A 20,642-nucleotide genomic window follows, 5' to 3' on the forward strand; every position below is an offset into this window, starting at 1 on the left:
AGGCCGAGCGAGCGTAACGCTCGCCCGGTCGCATCACCTAGCGTTCGTCAGCGGAGGGCCTGGCTTCATTACCCTGGTTTTTTGGCGGGCCAGACTCGCTGCGAATCTGCGCATGGCTGATCAACGCAAAGATAAAGCTGCCACCGATGATGTTGCCCACCAACGTGGGGCCGGCGAACACCAGCCAGAAATCCTTCCACGGCAGTTCCCCGGCAAACACCAGATACGAAACCTCGGCCGAGCCGACCACGATGTGAGTGAAATCCCCCAGCGCCATGAAGTAGGTGATGAGGATTATGATCCACATCTTGGCGCTCTCCATGGACGGGATCATCCAGACCATGGTGGCGATCATCCAGCCCGAGACGATGCCCTTGGCGAACATCTGGCCGGCATCGTTTTCCATGACCTTGCGGCCGATGTCGAGGAAGGCCAGGTCGGTCTTGCTGTCGAAAATCGGCAGATGCAGCATCACGTACGCCACCAGCAAGGTGCCGCAGAGGTTGCCCGCCAACACCACCGACCACAATCGCAGTAACCGGCCGAAGTTACCCAGTGTGGGCTTGCTCATGATGGGCAGCACGGCCGTCAGGGTGTTTTCTGTGAACAGTTGCTGGCGGGCGAGGATCACCGCAAGAAAACCCGCACAGTAGCCGAAACTGGCAATGACCTTGAAGCCTTCGGCGTCCGGCAGACGGGAATTGAGCAACCCCATGGCCATCAGCGAGAGCCCCATGGTCAGGCCGGCGGCCAACGCCGACCACCACAGCGCGGCGATGTTGCGTTCAAGTTCCTGATCACCCTGGGTGCGGATGATTTCGTGCAGCACCGCGGCGCGCGGAGGCTGGTTTTTGTCGACCTCGTGCTGCTCTTTCGCCGAGAGGTCCGGGGTCTTGCCTTCTTTGTGCGTGTCCATATAGCTCCTGAACCGGTGGCGTGTCATGTAGGTACGACACGTGGGGTTCGGAGCTGTTCACTGCACACTCAAACGAAACAGCCTCCTGTAAGAGCCGGCTTGCTGGCGATGGCCACCACTCGGTTTTCTGCGGTGACGCTGATGACGCCTTCGCCAGCAAGCCGGTCCTGCAGGGCTCGCACTAATCGTGAATACCATCATCCTGAAACTGGTCTTTGACGTACTTGATCTCAGTCCGGCCATGGGGCGCGGGCAAGCCGTCCTCACCCAGATTGACGAAGACCATTTTCTCCACCGTCAGGATGCTTTTGCGGGTGATTTTGTTACGCACTTCGCAGGTCAGCGTGATAGAGGTGCGACCGAACTCGGTGGCGGTGATACCCAGTTCGATGATGTCGCCCTGGCGCGAGGCGCTGACGAAGTTGATTTCGGAAATGTACTTGGTGACCACGCGCTGATTGCCCAACTGGACGATGGCGTAGATCGCCGCTTCTTCGTCGATCCAGCGCAACAGGCTGCCGCCGAACAGCGTGCCGTTAGGGTTGAGGTCTTCGGGTTTTACCCATTTGCGGGTATGGAAATTCATATTCACTCCTGACCGTCTTGCCGATGGATGCCGGCCATCATGGCAGAGCCCGGACTAGAGCTCTATTGAACATCGACTATGGTCTCGATTACCGTTCGGACATTAGCCAACAGAAACGCTTTGGAAGTATCGCTCACACGGCTATAATCGCCACCGTTTCAAAACGGTAACTTCAACTTGATACCGTTTTCCCGCCACCTGTCCGAGGGGCGCTGCAGCAGGTTCGACCTGTCAGGCTCGGATGGGGCGTTGTCAGGCCATGGCCGGACACTAAACGCACAACGGCGCCCATTCGCATACATTACGAATGGAGGCTCTTCATGAGCGCTGTTATCACGCCTGCAGATTTTAACGATTACAAAGTCGCCGACATGTCCCTGGCTGCCTGGGGCCGTCGCGAAACCATCATTGCCGAATCCGAAATGCCGGCCCTGATGGGTCTGCGCCGCAAGTATTCCGCCGAGCAACCGCTCAAAGGCGCGAAAATTCTCGGCTGCATCCACATGACCATTCAGACTGCCGTACTGATCGAAACCCTGGTTGCCCTGGGTGCCGAAGTACGCTGGTCGTCCTGCAACATTTTCTCGACTCAGGACCAGGCCGCTGCCGCCATCGCTGCTGCCGGTATCCCGGTTTTCGCCTGGAAAGGCGAGACTGAAGAAGAGTACGAGTGGTGCCTGGAGCAAACCATCCTGAAAGATGGCGCGCCTTGGGATGCCAACATGATCCTCGACGACGGCGGCGACCTGACTGAGCTGCTGCACAAGAAGTACCCGGCGATCCTGGACCGCGTCCACGGCGTCACCGAAGAAACCACCACCGGCGTTCACCGCCTGCTGGACATGCTGGCCAAGGGCGAGCTGAAAATCCCGGCCATCAACGTCAACGACTCGGTGACCAAGAGCAAGAACGACAACAAGTACGGCTGCCGTCACAGCCTGAACGATGCGATCAAGCGCGGCACCGATCACCTGTTGTCCGGCAAGCAAGCGCTGGTCATCGGTTACGGTGACGTGGGCAAGGGCTCGGCCCAGTCCCTGCGTCAGGAAGGCATGATCGTTAAAGTCTCCGAAGTCGACCCGATCTGCGCCATGCAAGCCTGCATGGACGGTTTCGAACTGGTTTCGCCGTTCATCGACGGTATCAACACCGGCACCGAAGAAAGCATCGACAAGGCACTGCTGGGCAAGATCGACCTGATCGTGACCACCACCGGCAACGTCAATGTTTGCGACGCCAACATGCTCAAAGCCCTGAAAAAGCGCGCGGTTGTCTGCAACATCGGTCACTTCGACAACGAAATCGACACCGCTTTCATGCGCAAGAACTGGGCATGGGAAGAAGTGAAGCCGCAGGTTCACAAGATCCACCGTACCGGTCCTGGCGCATTCGATGCCCAGAACGACGACTACCTGATCCTGCTGGCCGAAGGCCGTCTGGTTAACCTGGGTAACGCCACTGGCCACCCAAGCCGCATCATGGACGGTTCGTTCGCCAACCAGGTTCTGGCACAGATCTTCCTGTTCGGCCAGAAGTACGCCGACCTGTCGCCAGCCCAGAAAGCCGAGCGCCTGACCGTTGAAGTACTGCCGAAGAAACTCGACGAAGAAGTGGCCCTGGAAATGGTCCGCGGTTTCGGCGGCGTCGTGACTCAACTGACCAAGACCCAGGCCGACTACATCGGCGTGACCGTCGAAGGTCCGTTCAAGCCGCACGCTTACCGTTACTGATAGACCGGTTCTTTCCGTGTAGGAGCGAGCTTGCTCGCGATGGACGTTAACGATGACGCGTGCTGTCTGAATAAACGCGTTGTTCCCACGTTTTTCGCGAGCAAGCTTGCTCCTACAGGGGGCCGCCGCTCGCCCTACGCGTTTCCAAGGATATGACCATGTCCCAAGACCGTCGCTACAGCTTCGAGTTCTTCCCTACGAAGACCGACGCTGGGCATGAAAAGCTGATCGCCACTGCTCGTCAGCTGGCCACGTACAACCCCGATTTCTTCTCCTGCACCTATGGCGCTGGCGGTTCGACCCGTGATCGAACCCTTAACACCGTGTTGCAGCTCGAAAGCGAAGTCAAAGTCCCTGCCGCGCCGCATCTGTCTTGCGTGGGCGACAGCAAGGACGACCTGCGCGGCCTGTTGGCGCAATACAAGGCCGCCGGCATCAAGCGTATCGTTGCCCTGCGCGGTGACCTGCCTTCGGGCATGGGCATGGCCAGCGGTGAAATGCGCCACGCCAATGACCTGGTTGAATTCATTCGTGAAGAGACCGGCGATCATTTCCACATCGAAGTCGCCGCTTACCCGGAAATGCATCCGCAAGCGCGTAATTTCGAGGACGATCTGAACAACTTCGTGCGCAAGGCCAACGCTGGCGCCGACAGTGCGATCACTCAGTACTTCTTCAACGCCGACAGCTACTTCTACTTCGTCGAGCGTGTGCGGGCGATGGGCGTGGACATCCCGATCGTGCCGGGAATCATGCCAATCACCAACTACAGCAAGCTGGCGCGTTTCTCCGATGCCTGCGGTGCGGAAATCCCGCGCTGGATCCGCAAACAACTGGAAGCCTATGGCGACGACACCCAGAGCATTCAAGGCTTTGGTGAGCAAGTCATCACCCAGATGTGCGAACGCCTGCTGCAAGGTGGCGCTCCGGGTCTGCACTTCTACACACTGAACCAGGCTGAAGCGAGTCTGGCGGTGTGGAATAACCTGAAGCTGCCGCGCTAATCATCGTTACGAGCAATATCAAAAGATCGTCCGAAGGCTCGGGCCGCGTTCGGACGATCTTTTGCTTTCAACGCACAATATTTGTGAAGCAACACACGGAGATAGAGCTTCTGGATCGGGTTTCTGGCTCTTTCTCGTTTCTCGTCGTAATCTCAAGCCCATGCCTTTGATCCCGCAGTTAATCGCCGTGCTGGTTTTCACTTGCCTGAGCTTCGCCGCTCGGGGCGAGAAACTGCGCATTGTCACTGAACCATGGGCGCCCTACGTCTATGAGGAAAACGGAAAATCCCTAGGGCTGGATTACGAAACCACCGCCATCGTCTTCAAACGCCTGGGGATCGAAGTCGAGTGGCAGTTCCTGCCGTGGAAACGCTGCCTGTCAATGCTCGAAACCGGCCAGGCCGATGGCGCGCTGGACATTTTTCACAGCGAGGAGCGTGACGCCACCCTGCTCTACCCAAGCGAACCGCTCTCGGAAGTCCAGTTCGTGATGTTTTACGCCAACGAACGCCCGCATCCGTTTCGCACCCTCGACGATCTGAAAGGCCTGACGATCGGCACCTCGCCGGGTTACCTGTACAGCCCGGATTTCAGCGAATCGACCCGATTCACTCGCGAGCCGGCGCCCACCCATGAAGCCAACTTCGGCAAACTGGTGCGCGGGCGAATCGATCTGTTGATCACCGACCGCCGGGTGGGTCAGCATTTGCTCGACGAGCTGAACATCCGCGACAAGATCAGCGAAAACCCGAACATCATCAGCCAGCAGAGCCAATTCCTGGCGGTGCGCCGCAATGCGGGCATGGACTTGCTGGTGCAACGCTTCGGCGCCGAACTCAAACGTTTCAAGCGCGAGCCCGCCTACGCCGAACTGAGTGCCCGTTATGGCGCCGACCCGGCGGCCAACACGAAAGACGCGAGGGCCAACGCTGCCCAAGGAAAAACCGTTGAGCAGCAGGAAAGCGGCGCGCAGTGATTGCTCTGTTATACTCCGGCCTTCCCGCCAGGCTCACGCCCGGACGCTCGGACTTGTTCAAGGCATCTCGACCCGCTACAGCGCAGCTTTCCCGGCCCGCGCGAGCGCACCAGACGAGCTTTCAAGGCCCAGCAGGACCGGACGGGATTGCGTTCCTCTTAAACGCCATTCGCGCCAGGCAAGACTCCCATTGGGCCAAGCCCTAACTAAAACAGGATTACTCATGTCCTTTGCTTCCCTCGGTCTCTCCGAGGCTTTAGTCCGCGCCATCGAGGCAGCGGGCTATACCGAGCCTACTCCGGTGCAACAGCGGGCCATTCCCGCCGTGTTGCAAGGTCGCGACCTGATGGTTGCGGCTCAGACAGGTACTGGTAAAACCGGCGGCTTTGCCCTTCCGATTCTGGAGCGGTTGTTCCCCAACGGTCACCCGGACAAATCCCAGCGTCACGGCCCACGCCAACCGCGCGTGCTGGTCCTGACCCCAACCCGCGAACTCGCGGCTCAAGTCCACGAGAGCTTCAAGGTCTATGCCCGTGACCTGAAGTTCGTCAGCGCCTGCATCTTCGGCGGCGTCGGCATGAACCCGCAGGTTCAGGCCATGTCCCGCGGTGTTGACGTGCTGGTGGCCTGCCCTGGCCGCCTGCTCGACCTCGCCGGTCAAGGCAGCGTCGATTTGTCCCACGTGGAAATCCTCGTGCTGGACGAAGCCGACCGCATGCTCGACATGGGCTTTGTCCATGACGTGAAGAAGGTCCTGGCCCGCCTCCCGGCCAAGCGCCAGAACCTGCTGTTCTCGGCGACGTTCTCCAAGGACATCACCGACCTCGCCGGCAAGCTGCTGCACAACCCGGAACGCATCGAAGTCACGCCGCCGAACACCACGGTCGAGCGCATCGAACAGCGCGTATTCCGCCTGGCCGCGAGCCACAAGCGTTCGTTGCTGGCTCACCTGATCACTGCGGGCGCCTGGGAACAGGTGCTGGTGTTCACCCGCACCAAGCACGGCGCCAACCGCCTGGCCGAGTACCTGGACAAACACGGTCTGAGCGCCGTCGCGATCCACGGTAACAAGAGTCAGAACGCGCGCACCAAAGCGCTGGCCGATTTCAAGGCCGGTGAAGTGCGCATTCTGGTGGCTACCGACATCGCCGCGCGCGGTCTCGATATCGACCAGTTGCCACACGTGGTCAATTTCGAACTGCCGAACGTCGACGAAGATTACGTCCACCGCATCGGCCGTACTGGCCGTGCCGGGCGTTCGGGCGAAGCGATCTCTCTGGTCGCTCCGGACGAAGAAAAGCTGCTGAAAAGCATCGAACGCATGACCAGGCAGAAAATCGCCGACGGCGACCTGATGGGCTTCGATTCCAGCGCTGTGGAAGCCGAGAAGCCGGAAGTGCGCGAGCGTCCGGATGTGCGTAACCCGCGCAATCCGCGTGGCCCGCGCGGCGATGGTCCGAACGGCAGCGGCGGCGGTGGCGGTCGTAAAGACAAGGGCAAGGACAAAGGCGGCAAGGACAAACCGGCGGCCAGCGGCCGTGGCGAGCGCCCGGCACGTGAGCAGAAGCCACGCGAAGGCACACCGGCCCGCGAGCAACAGCGTCCGGCGCCACGCGCTGCCGCTGCTGACCGTGCACCGGACGAGTTCCTGGACGACGATGTCGATAACTTCGGTAACCGCGTCGATTACGTACCTCAAGCCAAACCGGCTCAGGGCCGTAGTCGGCGTCCGGGCGCTCCGGCACAAGGCTCGGCTACTGGCGCTGGCGCAGGTGCTCCGCGCACTGGCGGCAAGCCTCAGGGTCGTCAAAGCGGTCCGCGCAGCAGCGACGGCGCCACCACCGGCACGCCGCCGGCGAAGCGCAGCGGTCCACGCAACGGCGCTCCACGTGACGGCCAGGCCCGTCGCGAAGAAGGCCGCAACCGTCGCCCGGCGCGTGACGACCAGCCGCGTTCCGAACCCGCCGTGCAAAACCCGCGCGGTCCGGCACCGAAGATCATTCACAAGGAATCGAAAACCGATCGTTTCCCGACTCCCGAGCAACTTGATCAACTGCCAGGCCGTCCGCGTGGCGAGAAACCAGCGCTGCTGACTCGCAATCGCTGAGTTTTCCCCAGCCATAAAAAAATGCCCCGGATTTCACGATCCGGGGCATTTTTTTCGACCGCCGCAAAATCCTACTGTAGGAGCGAGCTTGCTCGCGAAAAACGTCAACGATAACGCGTGCTTTCTGGATTAACGCGTTGCCCTCACGTCTTTCGCGAGCAAGCTCGCTCCTACAGTGGGATTGCTGCGGTCATGCAGGTTTTGCCAGGCAATAAAAAACGCCCCCGATCGCGAGATCGGGGGCGTTTTTGTTCAAGCGGCGAAAGTTACTTCGCTTTAACACCTTCAAAGGTCACGTACAGTTCGACCGCATCGGACGCTGCGCCCAAGTCTTTCTGCTTGCCGAAATCGGAACGCTTGATGCTGGTGGTGCCTTCGAAGCCGGCACGGTAGCCGCCCCATGGATCCTTGCCTTCACCCAGGAAAGTGGCCTTGACCACGACTGGCTTGGTCACGCCTAGCAAAGTCAGGTCGCCGGTCACGTCAGCAGTGTCTTTACCCGCGGCGTTTTTGCCGGTGGATTTGACGCTGGTGGACACGAACGTCGCTTTGCCAAACTTGCTTACATTGAGGAAGTCACCGCTGGCGATGTGCTTGTCGCGCTCGGCATGGTTGGTGAACACGCTGGCGGTATTCACGTTGAACTCGATCTTGCTGGCTTCGGGCTTGGCAGCGTCGAAGCTGAATTTGCCGTCGATGTCCTTGAAGGTACCGGTGATGTAGCTGTAGCCCAGGTGGCTGATCTTGAAGTCGACGAAGGCATGCTGACCTTCCTTGTCGACGACATAGTCAGCGGCCATTACGTTACCGGCGGACAGCAGCGCGGAACCGATTGCCAGAGCGGCGAGGGTCTTTTTCAACATGCTTTCTATTCCTTTGGAGTCGAGGTTGAACATCAGGCTTTGCGCCCCAGCATTCGAGTCAGGGTCGCATCACGATCGATAAAGTGGTGCTTCAATGCTGCCAACGCATGGAGACCGGAAAAAATTACCAGCGCCCACGCCAGGTACAAATGAATCACACCGGCGGTGTCTGCCTGGTCCGGTAGTCCGGACACCAATGCAGGAACTTCAAACAGGCCAAACACCGGAATCCCGACACCGTCTGCGGTGGAAATCAGGTAACCGGCAATCATCACGGCAAACAAACCGAGGTACAGAAACGAATGGCCAAACTTCGCGCCCATGCGGGTCAGCCGGCCATAGCTTTCCAACGTTGGCGGTGGTGGGCTGATAAAGCGCCACAACACCCGAAGAACCATCACGGCCAACAACACCAGACCAATGCTCTTGTGCAGGTCCGGCGCGTCTTTGCGCCAAGAGCTGTAGTAGTCGAGACCGACCATCCACAAGCCCAATGCAAATAAACCGAAAACTGCCAGCGCTACACCCCAGTGCATGACGATGCTGACCCAACCGTAGCGGGAAGAAGAGTTACGTAGCTGCATGCCCAAATCCTGTGAGAACTGCGACCAAGACTATCGAGTTATCTATCGAATTAAAGCGGAAAATTTCGCTTTGAAATATCGAGAAATACGATCAAGAGTCTGAAATAGGTGAGTTAAGGAAAGATTAAAGAAGGATTTGTGGCGGGATGTTAGTGACAGGGAGGGAAATTTGTAGTGACTATCACGGCCTCTTCGCGAGCCCGCTCCCACCGTTGACCGAGTTGCATGAACGGGCGCGGCTTAATGTGGCAGCGGGCTTACTCCGGGCGGTGTTCCGACGAAGACAATCTGACAGGCAAAAAAAAGCGCGACCCTTAAGCCGCGCTTTTATTCACCGAAAAACCTTACTGCGCTTTAGGCTCGGTCTCAACAGCCTTGGCCGCTGGCTTCTTCACCGGCTCGGCTTTCTTCGCCACTGGCTTGGCCGGCGCCTTTTTGGTTTCAGTTTTCGCAGCAGGCTTCTTCACCGCAGGTTTGGCCGCAGCCTTCTTGGCAGGCTCGGCTTTCACCGGTGCCACAGTCTTCGGCGCTTCCACTGGCGCAGGGGCCGGGGCTGGCGCAGGAGCAGGCGCCGGTGCTGGCGGTGTTACCGACTCTGGTGCCTTGACCGGCTCCGGCTTCTTGTCCTCATCCGAGCCGCCAAACAGATTGCTGAAGAAATTGCCTTTCTTCGCCGCGACCGCGCCAGCCGCAACAGCAGTCGCTGCCGGAACAACCTTCACCGGCTCGAACGACTTGCCTGCCGCCAGGTCTTCAACCTGACTGGCCGCCCGCTGGCCAGTGCGCAAGGCGCCTTCCAACGTGCCTGGATACAAAGTGTCGGTGTGTTCGCCAGCGAACGCTACGCGCTGCAGCGGACGTTCCCACAGGCGCCAGTACTTGCTGATCTGGCCTGGACCGAAAGCCAGGTAAGCGCCGCCCATCGACGGATCGGTGCTGTAACGACGGATTTCGTAACCGGCAAACGAACCGCGTGCCTGTGGATAAAACGCATGCAGACGAATCAGCACCTGATCGGCCATCTGCTTGTCGCCGAAGGCCTGCATCACCCGCGCATTGTCGCCGGACAGGTTGATCACCACGTTGGCACCGCCCTTCAGGGCTGGCTCGACCCACAACATGCCCAGCCCGGTGTTGCTGTAGATCTCGCCGGACATGCGCGCTTTGCTTTCCCATACCGGCGTCTTGAACTTCAGCATGATCTGGTCGCGCCAACCGTAGTTGGTGCCTTTGATGGCGCCCATGTGCTGGGCATCCAGCGCCGGGGTCATCTGGATCTTGTTCAGGGCGCGCAATGGCACGGCGACCACGACGTAGTCAGCCTGATAGGCAACACTGCCGACTTTGACGGTCACGCCGTCCTTGTCCTGAGTAATGGCCGAGACGGGGGAACTGGTCTTGATGGTTTTCAGCTGTTTGACGAAGGCTTGTGCCAGCACCGGGCTACCGCCGAGCAGGCGCGCAGCGCGCAGGTCACGATCGGACACACCGCGGTAAACCCGGCTTTGTTGTGCGTAGTACAGCAGCGACAGGCGCGAAGGTTCGTCATAACGGGTACGAATTTGCTGATTGATCAATTGACGGGCCGTGGCTGGCAGCGACAGTCGATCCAGCCAGTTGGAGACGTTGATCTGATCCAGGGCATGCAGCGTGCTGTTCGCTGCAGGGTTCTGCGGGTCTTCGATCGAGCGCGCCAAATCGTCCAGGGTCTTCTCATAGCGTTTGAGCGCGTCAGCGGTGGCCGGCTCCTTAGTGGCCAGATCTGCGGTGGTGTAATACACGCCATCGATAAGGTAGCTCGGTGTGCGCACGAATTCAGGCGCCGGCGACGTGCTCAGCTTGAACGTCGAGATGTACTTGTTCAGCACCGGCTGGGTCTTGTCGTTGCCGATCCACTCGCTGGTGGCCATGCCGGAACGGCCGCCCAGGCCCGGCTTGGCTTCCAGCAGGGTAACCTGCCAGCCTTTGTTCTGCAGTTCGTACGCCGCCGTCAGGCCCGAGAGCCCGCCACCGATCACGATCGCCGTTTTATCCTTGGCCAGCGCAGACACGCTGAACAGCCCTAACATCACCAGCGCAAAGGCGCGCAGCCAACCAGCAGACATTCAGCGAACTCCGGAAATACACATAGGAAAAAACGGTTTTGCGAGTCAGACGACTCAAAGAACCGCGAAGAATACGTTAGCCATCAATAGGCCGCCAGCCACGTCTATCGCCCCTTACAAAGTAGCTCAATCGACAGAATGGGTTGTTACCGAGCGATGCATTGCATAGGCTTGCGCGATTGTGTGTCAGCGTTTGTCACGGAACGCATCGAGGAGACTGGACATGGGCCTGAATAATCAGTGGATGCAGCGCGATCTCGCGGTGTTGTGGCATCCCTGCACCCAGATGAAAGACCACGAACAGCTGCCGCTGATCCCGATCAAGCGCGGTGAAGGCGTGTGGCTGGAAGACTTCGAAGGCAAACGCTACCTCGATGCTGTCAGCTCCTGGTGGGTCAACGTGTTTGGCCACGCCAACCCGCGCATCAACCAGCGCATCAAGGACCAGGTCGATCAGCTGGAGCATGTGATTCTCGCCGGTTTCAGCCATCAGCCGGTCATCGAGTTGTCCGAGCGCCTGGTGAAGATGACGCCGGAAGGCCTGACCCGGTGCTTCTACGCCGATAACGGTTCGTCCTGCATCGAAGTCGCGCTGAAAATGAGCTTTCACTACTGGCTCAACCGCGGCCAGCCGAACAAGAAGCGCTTCGTCACGCTGACCAACAGCTACCACGGCGAAACCATGGCGGCGATGTCGGTGGGCGACGTGCCGCTTTTCACCGAGACCTACAAGGCGCTGCTGCTGGACACCATCAAGGTGCCGAGCCCCGATTGTTACCTGCGCCCTGAAGGCATGAGCTGGGAAGAGCATTCGCGGACTATGTTCGCCGCGATGGAGCAGACGCTGGCGCAGAACCACGACACCGTCGCGGCGGTTATCGTCGAGCCGCTGATTCAGGGCGCCGGCGGCATGCGCATGTATCACCCGGTGTACCTGAAATTGCTGCGTGAAGCCTGCGATCGCTACGGCGTGCACCTGATCCATGACGAAATCGCTGTCGGCTTCGGGCGCACCGGGACCATGTTTGCCTGCGAACAGGCCGGCATCCGTCCGGACTTCCTCTGTCTGTCCAAGGCCCTGACCGGCGGTTACCTGCCGCTGGCGGCGTGCATCACCACCGAAGACGTCTACAGCGCGTTCTACGATGACTACCCGACCCTGCGCGCGTTCCTGCATTCGCACAGCTACACCGGCAATCCGCTGGCGTGTGCCGCGGCACTAGCAACGCTGGATATCTTCGAAGAAGACAACGTGATCGAGAACAACAAGGCTTTGGCCCAGCGCATGGCCTCTTCCACGGCGCATCTTGTCGATCATCCAAACGTGTCGGAGGTTCGCCAGACCGGTATGGTGCTGGCCATCGAGATGGTCAAGGACAAGGCGACCAAGGAAGCCTGGCCGTGGCAGGAACGCCGTGGTTTGAAGGTGTTCCAGCATGCGTTGGAGCGCGGCGCCTTGCTTCGACCGTTGGGCAGCGTGGTGTATTTCCTGCCGCCCTATGTGATTACACCGGAGCAGATCGACTTTCTGGCGGAAGTGGCCAGTGAAGGGATCGACATTGCGACGCGCAATAGCGTGAGCGTGTCGGTGCCGAAAGACTTCCACCCCGGTTTCCGCGATCCGGGCTGACAGACACTGAGGAACCCTGTGGCGAGGGGATTTATCCCCGTTGGACTGCGCAGCAGTCCTATCTTTGGGGCCGCTTCGCAGCCCAACGGGGATAAATCCCCTCGCCACAAAGAGTCAGCAGCCACAAAAGCAACTCCGATCCAATTTTAAGAGACCCCGCATGAGACTGTCCCGCTTCTTTATCGATGCCCCTCTGAGCACTGGCGAACACGAGTTGCCCGAGGCCCAGGCCCATTACATCAGTCGCGTGCTGCGCATGGCCGAGGGTGATGCATTGCAATTGTTCGACGGCTCGGGCCTTGAGTTTCGCGCAACGCTGGCGGAGGTCGGCAAGAAGCGCGTCGTGGTGCAGATCGATGAAAGCTTCGCCGGTCAGGTCGAATCACCGCTGCAGATCCATCTCGGCCAGGGTTTGTCCCGTGGCGAGCGGATGGATTGGGCAATTCAGAAAGCCACTGAACTGGGCGTGACTGAAATAACCCCGATCTTCAGCGACCGGTGCGAAGTCCGGCTCAAGGACGAGCGCGCCGACAAACGCCTGATGCACTGGCGCCAAGTGGCAATCAGCGCCTGCGAGCAGTGCGGGCGTTCACGGGTGCCGGTGATTCACCCGCCGATGTTGTTGGCGGATTGGTTGAAGCAGACCGAGGCGGAGTTGAAGCTGGTGCTGCATCCGGTGGCGGAGCCGTTGGTGAGTCATGCGAAACCCGGGACGCTGGCATTCCTGATCGGACCTGAAGGCGGGTTGTCGGAGGCTGAGGTTGATCAGGCCAAAACTGCTGGTTTCCATGCTGCCCGCCTCGGTCCTCGGGTGCTGCGGACAGAGACCGCGCCGGTTGTGGCGTTGGCGGTCGCCCAACAGTTATGGGGTGACTTTTAGGGCCCTTTCGCGAGCAAGCCCGCTCCCACAGGGTACGCATTTCAATGTGGAAGCGGGCTTGCTCGCGAATGGTCGCGACGCGGTCTAGAGGACATAAAACATAATCGCCACAAAGTGCAGCAAACTCCCCGCAATCACGAACAAATGCCAAATCCCGTGCGCATGCCGCAACCGATGATCCAGGGCAAAGAAGATAATCCCCACGGTGTACAAAATCCCGCCCGACGCCAGCCAGGCGAACCCGGACGTGCCCAGCGCCGCCAGCAACGGCTTGACCGCCACCAGCACGATCCAGCCCATTACCGCATAAATCACGATCGACAGAATCCGCGCTTCCGAACGCGGTTTGATCTCCTGCAGGATGCCGATCAACGCCAGCCCCCAGACAATCCCGAACAACGTCCAGCCCCACGGCCCGCGCAGGGTCACCAGACAAAACGGCGTATAACTGCCGGCGATCAACAGATAGATCGAAAAGTGATCGACCTTCTGCATGATTGCTTTTTTGCGCCCGCGCACGCTGTGGTAAACGGTCGATGCGCTGTAGAGCACCATCAAGGTGAAACCGTAAATCGCCACGCTGACAATCTTCCACGGGCTGCCGTCCATGCCCGCGATCACCAGCATCCACACCGCCCCGACCGCCGCCGCCACCGCCCCGACCAAATGCGTCCAGGCGTTCAATCTTTCCCCGTGATACATGTATTGCTCACCTCGAATTCCAATACAACAGTGCGCAAAGCCCGCTCCCACATTGGATTTAGGCCGGACTCAAAACCGGAGTACGCCAATGAACCCATGTGGGAGCGGGCTTGTTCGCGAAGAGGCACGTCAGTTCAACCCGGCGCTCACCAACAACTCCTCCAGCGCCAGCAAATCCGGCACCTTCGCCACTTGTTCCCCGACCTGCACCGCCGCCTGTTCTAGCGCACACAACGGCACATCCACATAGCTCAGCTGGCTGTCGAGCTTGTACGACCGAGGAATCCCCTGCACCAGCAGCGCGATGAATTTCAGTTCAGGCCGCCCACCGAGCGCATTGAGAATGACAATCCGCGCCCGTTCGCCAATCACGATTTTGTTGCCACACGCCGACTCGAAACTCAGCAGTGGAATCTGCCGGTTCCGCCATGTAACCCGCCCGAGATACCACGGCGGGGTGTCGAGGTCGAAGGCACTGGATTGGTAATCAATGAGCTCCGCAACCGCCACGTTGGGCAAAATCAGGTTGCGGTCAGCCAGGGGCAGCAGCAGCCCGGTGAGGTTGCTGGTGCGATGTTCAAGCATGGGTTTTGCTCCACAGGGCGATGCTTTCGAGCAGCACGGATTCCTGGTACGGCTTGCCGAGGTAGTCATTGACGCCGATGGCCATGGCGCGGTCGCGGTGTTTCTGCCCGGTGCGTGAGGTGATCATGATGATCGGCAGATGCTGCAAACGCTCATCCGCGCGCACTTGGGTCGCCACTTCGAAACCGTCCATGCGCGGCATTTCGATGTCCAGCAGCATCAAGTCGGGCGTGTGCTCTTCGAGCAGCAACATGGCATCGACACCGTCCTTGGCGGTCAGCACGTTCATGCCGTGGCGTTCGAGTAAACGGCTGGTGACCTTGCGCACGGTGACCGAGTCGTCGACCACCAATACCAGCAACGGCTTGTGCGGCTCGGATTCTGCGTCCTGCACCAGCGGCCGTTGCGGCACCTGCGCCTGCATCGCGCGGATCGGCGCCAGCAAATCGACAATCAGCACCACCCGGCCATCGCCCAGAATCGTCGCCCCGGACAACCCCTGCACCGCTGCAAACTGCGGGCCGAGGCTTTTCACCACGATCTCTCGGGTCCCGGCCATGGCATCGACCTGCACCGCGATGTGCCGCTCGTTGCATTGCACCAGCAACACCGGCAGCGGCAGGCTCTGCCCCAGGAGTCTCGGGCGGGTGCTGGTTTTCAGCAGTTCGCCGAGGTAGCACAGTTCATAGGCCTGCCCGGCGTATTTGTAGGTCGGCGGATCGAGCCGGTAATGCCCTTCGAGTTCGTTGGGCAGCACACGCACAATACCGTCGATGGTGTTCAGCGGAATTGCATATTGATCATCAAAACACTGCACCATCAGCGCCCGGTTGACGGACACGGTGAACGGCAGGCGAATGCGGAAATGCACGCCCTGCCCCGGCACCGAGTCGATGCTCATCGTGCCGCCGAGTTGCCGGACTTCCTCATGAACCACGTCCATGCCCACACCGCGCCCGGAAATCTGGGTGATTTTTTCGGCAGTGGAGAACCCCGGCTGCAGGATGAATTGCAGCACGTCGCGATCGCTGATGTCGCTGTCCGGGGCCAGCAAGCCGCGCTTGATCGCCTTGCGCCGTACCGCGTCCAGCGGCACTCCGGCGCCGTCGTCGCGGATGTCGAAAATGATGTCGCCGCCCTCGCGAGACAAGTCGAGGGTGATCCGTCCTTGCGTCGGTTTACCGGCCGCGATGCGCACATCTGCGGATTCCAGACCGTGATCAACGGCGTTACGCAGCATGTGTTCCAGCGGCGCCGCCATGCGTTCGAGGACGTTGCGGTCCATCTCGCCTTCAGCGTTGCCGACCACAAATTCCACGTCCTTGCCCAGCTCACTGGAGACCTGACGAACGATGCGCTTCAAACGCGGCAGCATCCGCTCGAACGGCACCATGCGCGTACGCATCAGGCCCTCCTGCAATTCGGTGTTGATGCGGCCTTGCTGCTGCAACAGGTTTTCCGCGTCCTGGTTGCGCCGGTCGAGGGTTTCCTTGAGGTCGAGCAGGTCAGAGGCGGATTCGAACAACGCCCGTGACAGTTGCTGCAACTGCGAGTGGCGATCCATTTCCAGCGGGTCGAAGTCTTCGTAACCGGAGCGCTCGGCATCGATTTGCTGACGGCTGAGAATCCGCCCCTGAGTTTCGGTATCGAGGCGACGCAATTGATCACGCATGCGCTCGATGGTGGTTTCCATCTCGTTCAATGCCACGCGCGCATCGCTGACCTGTTGTTCGATGCGGCCACGGAAAATCGAGGTTTCTCCGGCCAGGTTGACCAGATCGTCGAGCAGTTCCGCCGAGACCTTGACCATGTCGGCACCGGCATCGACTTGTGGCGCGGGCGGCTCGACCTTGGGTGCAACCGGCGCGGCAGCCGGTGCTTCCAGCACTGGCGGATGGCTGAAATTCCTGATCGCGTCAATCATCCGATCGGCCGGCGGCAACGGTTGACCGGCGCGGGTGGCGTCGAGCATCTGTGCCAGTCGGTCATGGCTGCTCTGCAATAGCCCGAACAGCTCGGCCGTCGGTTTCAGCACGCCGGCGGACAAGCCTTCGTAAAGAAATTCCAGTTCATGGGCGAGGTCGCCGATCGGGCCGATTTCCACCATTCGCGCACCGCCCTTTAGGGTGTGCAGATCGCGCAGCAGGGTTTCCATTTCCTGACGACTGGAAGGTTCGGCCTGCCAGCGCATCAGCGCCGCGCCGGAACTTTCGATGATATCGAAACCTTCTTCGAGGAAGATTTCCAGCAGCTCCGGATCATGTTCCGGCGAATCCTCGGCCCGCGCAGACTCGACTGTTTCAGACGTGTTGGCGCTGCCTTGGCGGAACTCGCGAATAGCCTCGATCAGTTCACCCGGATCACCCAGCGGTTTCTGGTGCTGCAACTGCTCAAGCAGTTGAGCCAGTCGCTCATGACTCTGTTGCAGCAGGTGCACCAACACTTCGCTGTGGCTGTAACGGCGATCGACAAGACCTTCATAAAGACTTTCCAGCTCATGGGCGAGGTCACCGACCGGCTCGACCTCGGCCATCCGCGCACCACCCTTGAGCGTGTGCAAATCCCGCTGCAACGACAGCAGCGGCGCGGCGTTTTCCGGATCATTCAGCCAGCGCTGCAAGGCTTGGCCGGCGCTCTCAAGAATATCCACCGCCTCTTCGAGGAAGATCGATACGATTTCGTCGTCCAGCTCAACCACGCGGCCCCCTGTAGGAGACGAGCTCGCTCCTACAGGAGGCAGTGTGCGCTCAAGTTCGGCCGTGGCTTCGCTGAGGTCGCGAATGCTCAAGGTGCGGCTGCCGTCACTGCGAATCAGGCCCATGGCCGCCGGGTCTAGACTCTCGTCGAGCAAGCTGCGCAAGGCCCCGATGCGCTCCGGCTGCGGGCTGACTTCCTGACCGGCAGCCAGTTCGTCGAGCATGTTGATCAGCGCTTCGTGAGCACTTTGCGCCTCATGAAAAAAACGGTCGCTGACGGCGAGGCTGCTTTCTTCCACCGCGCCATAAAGATCCAGCAAGGCTTCGCAGAGTTCATCCACCGGATGCAGGTCCGCCAGGTGCGCACCTTCGCCGAGGGTGGTCAATTCGTCCAGCAGCGCACTGAGTTCCTGACGTTCGCCGGGATGCTGCTGCCAGCGCTGCAGCAGGCTTTCGGCATCCAGCAGGATGTCCATGCCCTGGGCCAGGAAGTTGTTGATCAATTGCGGATCGCGCTTGGTTCGAAGCGCTGTGCTCGGCGTATTCAACAGCGCTTCCAGACGCTCGGCCAGCAGCGCCCGCGTTCTCTCGATCAACGAACGGGCGCCGGGAATCTCGGCCAACGGATCGACCTTGAGCTGACGCAGCCCGAGACGGAACACGCCTTCGGCTTCCAGCAGCAGTTCGACTTCGTCCAGATCCAGGGCGATCAGGTGCGCCTTGTACTCACGAGCCAGGTGGTCCAGCGGTGTCGCCAGCTCAGCAATCGGCAAGACGCCGGCCATCGAGGCGCTGCCCTTGAGGGTATGCAAGGCTCGCTGCAACTCGTCGCTGGCCTGTAAGGGAACATGCTCGGCGGCCTGTTCGAGGAAGCGATTGAGGCTGGCCAGATGGGTTTCGGCTTCGTTGCGGAAAATCTCCAGCAACAACGGATCGAGGGCGGCAACGTCCTGCACGTCCTCATCGGACAACGGCTGGTCACCCTTGGCGAGGGTATGGGCGCGGGCGGCCAATTGGTCGACATCGTTGCGCTGACGCTGGGCATTGTCGGCAAATTCAGCCACTAGCTCCGGCAACAGGTTCAGCACGTCAGTGAGCAGTTGTTGCACGGCCGGGCCCGGCTCAATGCTGTGCTCCAGCACGCGGTTGAGCAGGTTTTCCACGGCCCACGCCAGTTCACCCAGTACCAGCGCGCGAACCATCCGGCCACTGCCTTTTAGCGTGTGGAAGGCCCGGCGCAACTCGGTCAAGGTAGCCTCGTTGTCGGGATAGGCCGTCCAGCGCGGCAGGTATTCCCGAAGGATGTCCAGGACCTCATCGGTTTCTTCGAGAAAGACTTCGCGCAGTTCGTCATCCACCGGCGCCTCGCCCACGGGCGGCGGCAACAGGCTGCCCGGGGTGTTCAGCGCTGGCGGATTAATGGCAGACACCGGATTGGCCAATACATCGGCCAGGGTCTGAACGACCTCCGGATCATCCAGTTCCTGCAGGTCCTGCATGTCCTGGGCTTCGCTCGGGCTGAGCACGTCCTCCAGCACCGGCACATTGTGCTCGCTGGGGAAAAAGCCGAGGGACGCCAGGCTGTTTTCCGCGACATCGAGCAACTGTTCGCCGGCCGCTTCAGGATCGTCGCTCAGGCGCTCAAGGTAATACTCGATGCTGGTGATGACGTCGGCCAGACTGTCCAGTTCTTCCCAGCCCGGCTGGTCCGGATCCAGTAGCAGTTGCTCGTGTATAAAGTGGTTGCAGGCGTCGATCAGGCTCGCTGCACGGTTCAGTGGAATCATCGCCAGCGCACCGCGCACCTGGGTCAGCAAGGCCGGCAGGGGTTGCAAGTGCTGACGGTCCCAATCAGCGTCGATGTAGTCGACGATCATGTCCTTGGCCTGTTGCAGGCAGATACGCGCTTCCTTGATCACGATCTGGTGGATCTGCGTCAGGTCGGTGGTCGGCAGACGGCTGTCCTCCGGCCTTTCCGGCTCCACGGTGCCGACCATGCCAGCAAGCGTCGCCTCGACGTAGAGCAAGGCTCCGGCGACGTCCATGAGGATTGCGTCGTTGGGTTCGCGCTGGCCCTGAGCGAGACTTAGCACCACCGCCAGTTGATCGATGATGACCTTGCGCGGCTGGCCGAAACCGAGCACTGCCAAGGTGTCGGCGATCTGTCGCAGCGGCGCGAGCAGGCTCTCGAGGTCCGAGGTGTGCTGACGGTCGCTGCGCACGAACAGGTCCAGGCGTTCTTTGACCCGCACCAGTTCTTCGCACAGCGCCGCCAGCACCGAGCGCATGGCATCGCGATCAGGACCGGCCAGCCGCGCCCGTTCTTCGTCGACCATCGCGCTGTCAGGCAGCGCGTCGTCCAATCCGTAGCGATCTTTCATGGTCAGCATCTGCCCGGTGGGGTGTTCGGCCTTGGCAATGTAGAACAGCAAACTCTTGAGCAACTCCGGCGGTGCCGGCTGATTGATCGCGGACATGCCCTGTTCGAGCAGGCGTTTGAGCTCTTTGTCGGCGTCCTTGAACAGGCTGCGCAGGGCCGGGTTGTTGGCGATCGAACCGTCGCGCATGCCTTCGACCAGCGCCGAAGCGACTTGCCACAACGGGCTCAGAGGCGCGTTGCCGCACAGCCCTTCGAGGCGTGAAAACACCTTGGTGAGATAACCGAGGTGGGTATCGTCATCCTGCTCGCGCAGCAACCCGACCAGGGCCATCTGCAACATCTGGCGCAATTTGCGCAGCACGTTTGGTAGATCAACCGGTTCCAGCAGCGCCAGTGATTCTTCATTCAGCGGTGGCAGGTCAGGCAATTGCGGGGAGAACAGGCTGGTTTCCGACAACAGGCTTTCGCCACGGGCGCTGCGCAGATCGTTGATCAGCGGCAACACCACCAGCGGCAGGTCGCGGCGTGCGCCTTGTACGCGGTCGAGGTAGTTCGGCAACTGGCCGATCGCTTGCAGCAACAGATGAATGGCCTCGTCGCGATGACTGACGCGGTTCTGCTGCAACGCAGCGGCCAGTTGCTCCATTTCTTCGGCGAGCAGGGCCGCGCCGTAGAACTCGACCATCTGCAAACTGCCGTGAACCTGATGGATGCACGCCAGGCATTCACTGAGGGCGTGCGTCGCCTGGGGGTCATCAAGCAAGGTTTCGATCGCCTGGTGAGCCACTTTCAGCGTTTCGGCAATCTCGCCTTTGACCCACTCGAGGGCCACATAGTCGTGCCGATCACCCATAACTGCTCCGTTCACTGCTCTACTCAAAAAAAACATACATCGACG

General features: G+C 60.2%; 14 protein-coding genes and 1 riboswitch. Of the genes, 6 read left to right on the top strand and 8 right to left on the bottom strand.

Annotated elements, in window-relative coordinates; genetic code table 11:
• Positions 1-37: 37 nt before the first annotated feature.
• Positions 38-916: a formate/nitrite transporter family protein gene (locus tag ACYZT9_RS24940; protein WP_462007840.1), complete on the bottom strand. Its 879-nt coding sequence runs from the start codon at positions 914-916 to the stop codon at positions 38-40.
• A gap of 181 nt (positions 917-1,097) precedes the next feature.
• Positions 1,098-1,502: an acyl-CoA thioesterase gene (locus ACYZT9_RS24945; protein ID WP_462007841.1), complete on the bottom strand. Its 405-nt coding sequence runs from the start codon at positions 1,500-1,502 to the stop codon at positions 1,098-1,100.
• Positions 1,503-1,700: 198 nt separating this feature from the next.
• A riboswitch (S-adenosyl-L-homocysteine riboswitch) is annotated at positions 1,701-1,799 on the top strand.
• Positions 1,800-1,822: 23 nt separating this feature from the next.
• Between ACYZT9_RS24945 and ahcY the strand changes: the two genes are divergently transcribed.
• The 4 genes from ahcY to ACYZT9_RS24965 all read left to right on the top strand — a co-directional run bounded on the left by ahcY (position 1,823) and on the right by ACYZT9_RS24965 (position 7,319).
• Positions 1,823-3,232, top strand: coding sequence for an adenosylhomocysteinase (gene ahcY, locus ACYZT9_RS24950; RefSeq protein WP_462007842.1), 1,410 nt, complete (start codon positions 1,823-1,825; stop codon positions 3,230-3,232).
• 158 nt (positions 3,233-3,390) lie between these two features.
• On the top strand, positions 3,391-4,236 hold the full coding sequence (gene metF, locus ACYZT9_RS24955; protein ID WP_462007843.1) for a methylenetetrahydrofolate reductase [NAD(P)H]: 846 nt from the start codon (positions 3,391-3,393) through the stop codon (positions 4,234-4,236).
• A 160-nt stretch (positions 4,237-4,396) separates the two neighbouring features.
• Positions 4,397-5,212: a substrate-binding periplasmic protein gene (locus tag ACYZT9_RS24960; protein ID WP_462007844.1), complete on the top strand. Its 816-nt coding sequence runs from the start codon at positions 4,397-4,399 to the stop codon at positions 5,210-5,212.
• A gap of 223 nt (positions 5,213-5,435) precedes the next feature.
• Positions 5,436-7,319, top strand: a complete 1,884-nt coding sequence (locus ACYZT9_RS24965) for a DEAD/DEAH box helicase (RefSeq protein WP_462007845.1) — start codon at positions 5,436-5,438, stop codon at positions 7,317-7,319.
• A 266-nt stretch (positions 7,320-7,585) separates the two neighbouring features.
• Here ACYZT9_RS24965 and ACYZT9_RS24970 read toward each other — a convergent pair whose 3' ends face one another.
• The 3 genes from ACYZT9_RS24970 to ACYZT9_RS24980 all read right to left on the bottom strand — a co-directional run bounded on the left by ACYZT9_RS24970 (position 7,586) and on the right by ACYZT9_RS24980 (position 10,871).
• Positions 7,586-8,182: a YceI family protein gene (locus ACYZT9_RS24970; protein ID WP_462007846.1), complete on the bottom strand. Its 597-nt coding sequence runs from the start codon at positions 8,180-8,182 to the stop codon at positions 7,586-7,588.
• A gap of 32 nt (positions 8,183-8,214) precedes the next feature.
• A complete protein-coding gene (locus ACYZT9_RS24975; RefSeq protein WP_462007847.1) occupies positions 8,215-8,766 on the bottom strand; it encodes a cytochrome b in 552 nt (183 codons plus the stop codon).
• 344 nt (positions 8,767-9,110) lie between these two features.
• A complete protein-coding gene (locus ACYZT9_RS24980; protein ID WP_462007848.1) occupies positions 9,111-10,871 on the bottom strand; it encodes a flavin monoamine oxidase family protein in 1,761 nt (586 codons plus the stop codon).
• Between the two features lie 223 nt (positions 10,872-11,094).
• On the opposite strand from ACYZT9_RS24980, the gene ACYZT9_RS24985 reads away from it, so the two are divergent.
• Both ACYZT9_RS24985 and ACYZT9_RS24990 read left to right on the top strand, forming a co-directional pair.
• The gene (locus ACYZT9_RS24985; RefSeq protein WP_462007849.1) at positions 11,095-12,501 is read left to right on the top strand and encodes an adenosylmethionine--8-amino-7-oxononanoate transaminase; all 1,407 of its coding nucleotides are present in this window, start codon (positions 11,095-11,097) and stop codon (positions 12,499-12,501) included.
• A gap of 160 nt (positions 12,502-12,661) precedes the next feature.
• On the top strand, positions 12,662-13,381 hold the full coding sequence (locus tag ACYZT9_RS24990) for a 16S rRNA (uracil(1498)-N(3))-methyltransferase (protein WP_462007850.1): 720 nt from the start codon (positions 12,662-12,664) through the stop codon (positions 13,379-13,381).
• A gap of 84 nt (positions 13,382-13,465) precedes the next feature.
• On the opposite strand, the gene trhA is transcribed toward ACYZT9_RS24990, so the two are convergent.
• The 3 genes from trhA to ACYZT9_RS25005 form a co-directional block, all read right to left on the bottom strand.
• Complete coding sequence (gene trhA / locus ACYZT9_RS24995) at positions 13,466-14,083, bottom strand: PAQR family membrane homeostasis protein TrhA (protein ID WP_462007851.1); 618 nt, start codon at positions 14,081-14,083, stop codon at positions 13,466-13,468.
• Positions 14,084-14,212: 129 nt separating this feature from the next.
• Positions 14,213-14,668 carry a chemotaxis protein CheW gene (locus ACYZT9_RS25000; protein ID WP_462007852.1) on the bottom strand — a complete coding sequence of 152 codons (456 nt, stop codon included), beginning with the start codon at positions 14,666-14,668 and terminating at the stop codon, positions 14,213-14,215.
• Entirely contained in the window at positions 14,661-20,597 is a 5,937-nt protein-coding gene (locus ACYZT9_RS25005; protein WP_462007853.1) for an Hpt domain-containing protein, read from the bottom strand. The genes ACYZT9_RS25000 and ACYZT9_RS25005 overlap by 8 nt, the downstream gene beginning before the upstream one ends.
• Between the last annotated feature and the right edge of the window lie 45 nt (positions 20,598-20,642).

It is taken from the genome of Pseudomonas sp. ZT5P21, from assembly GCF_054897785.1.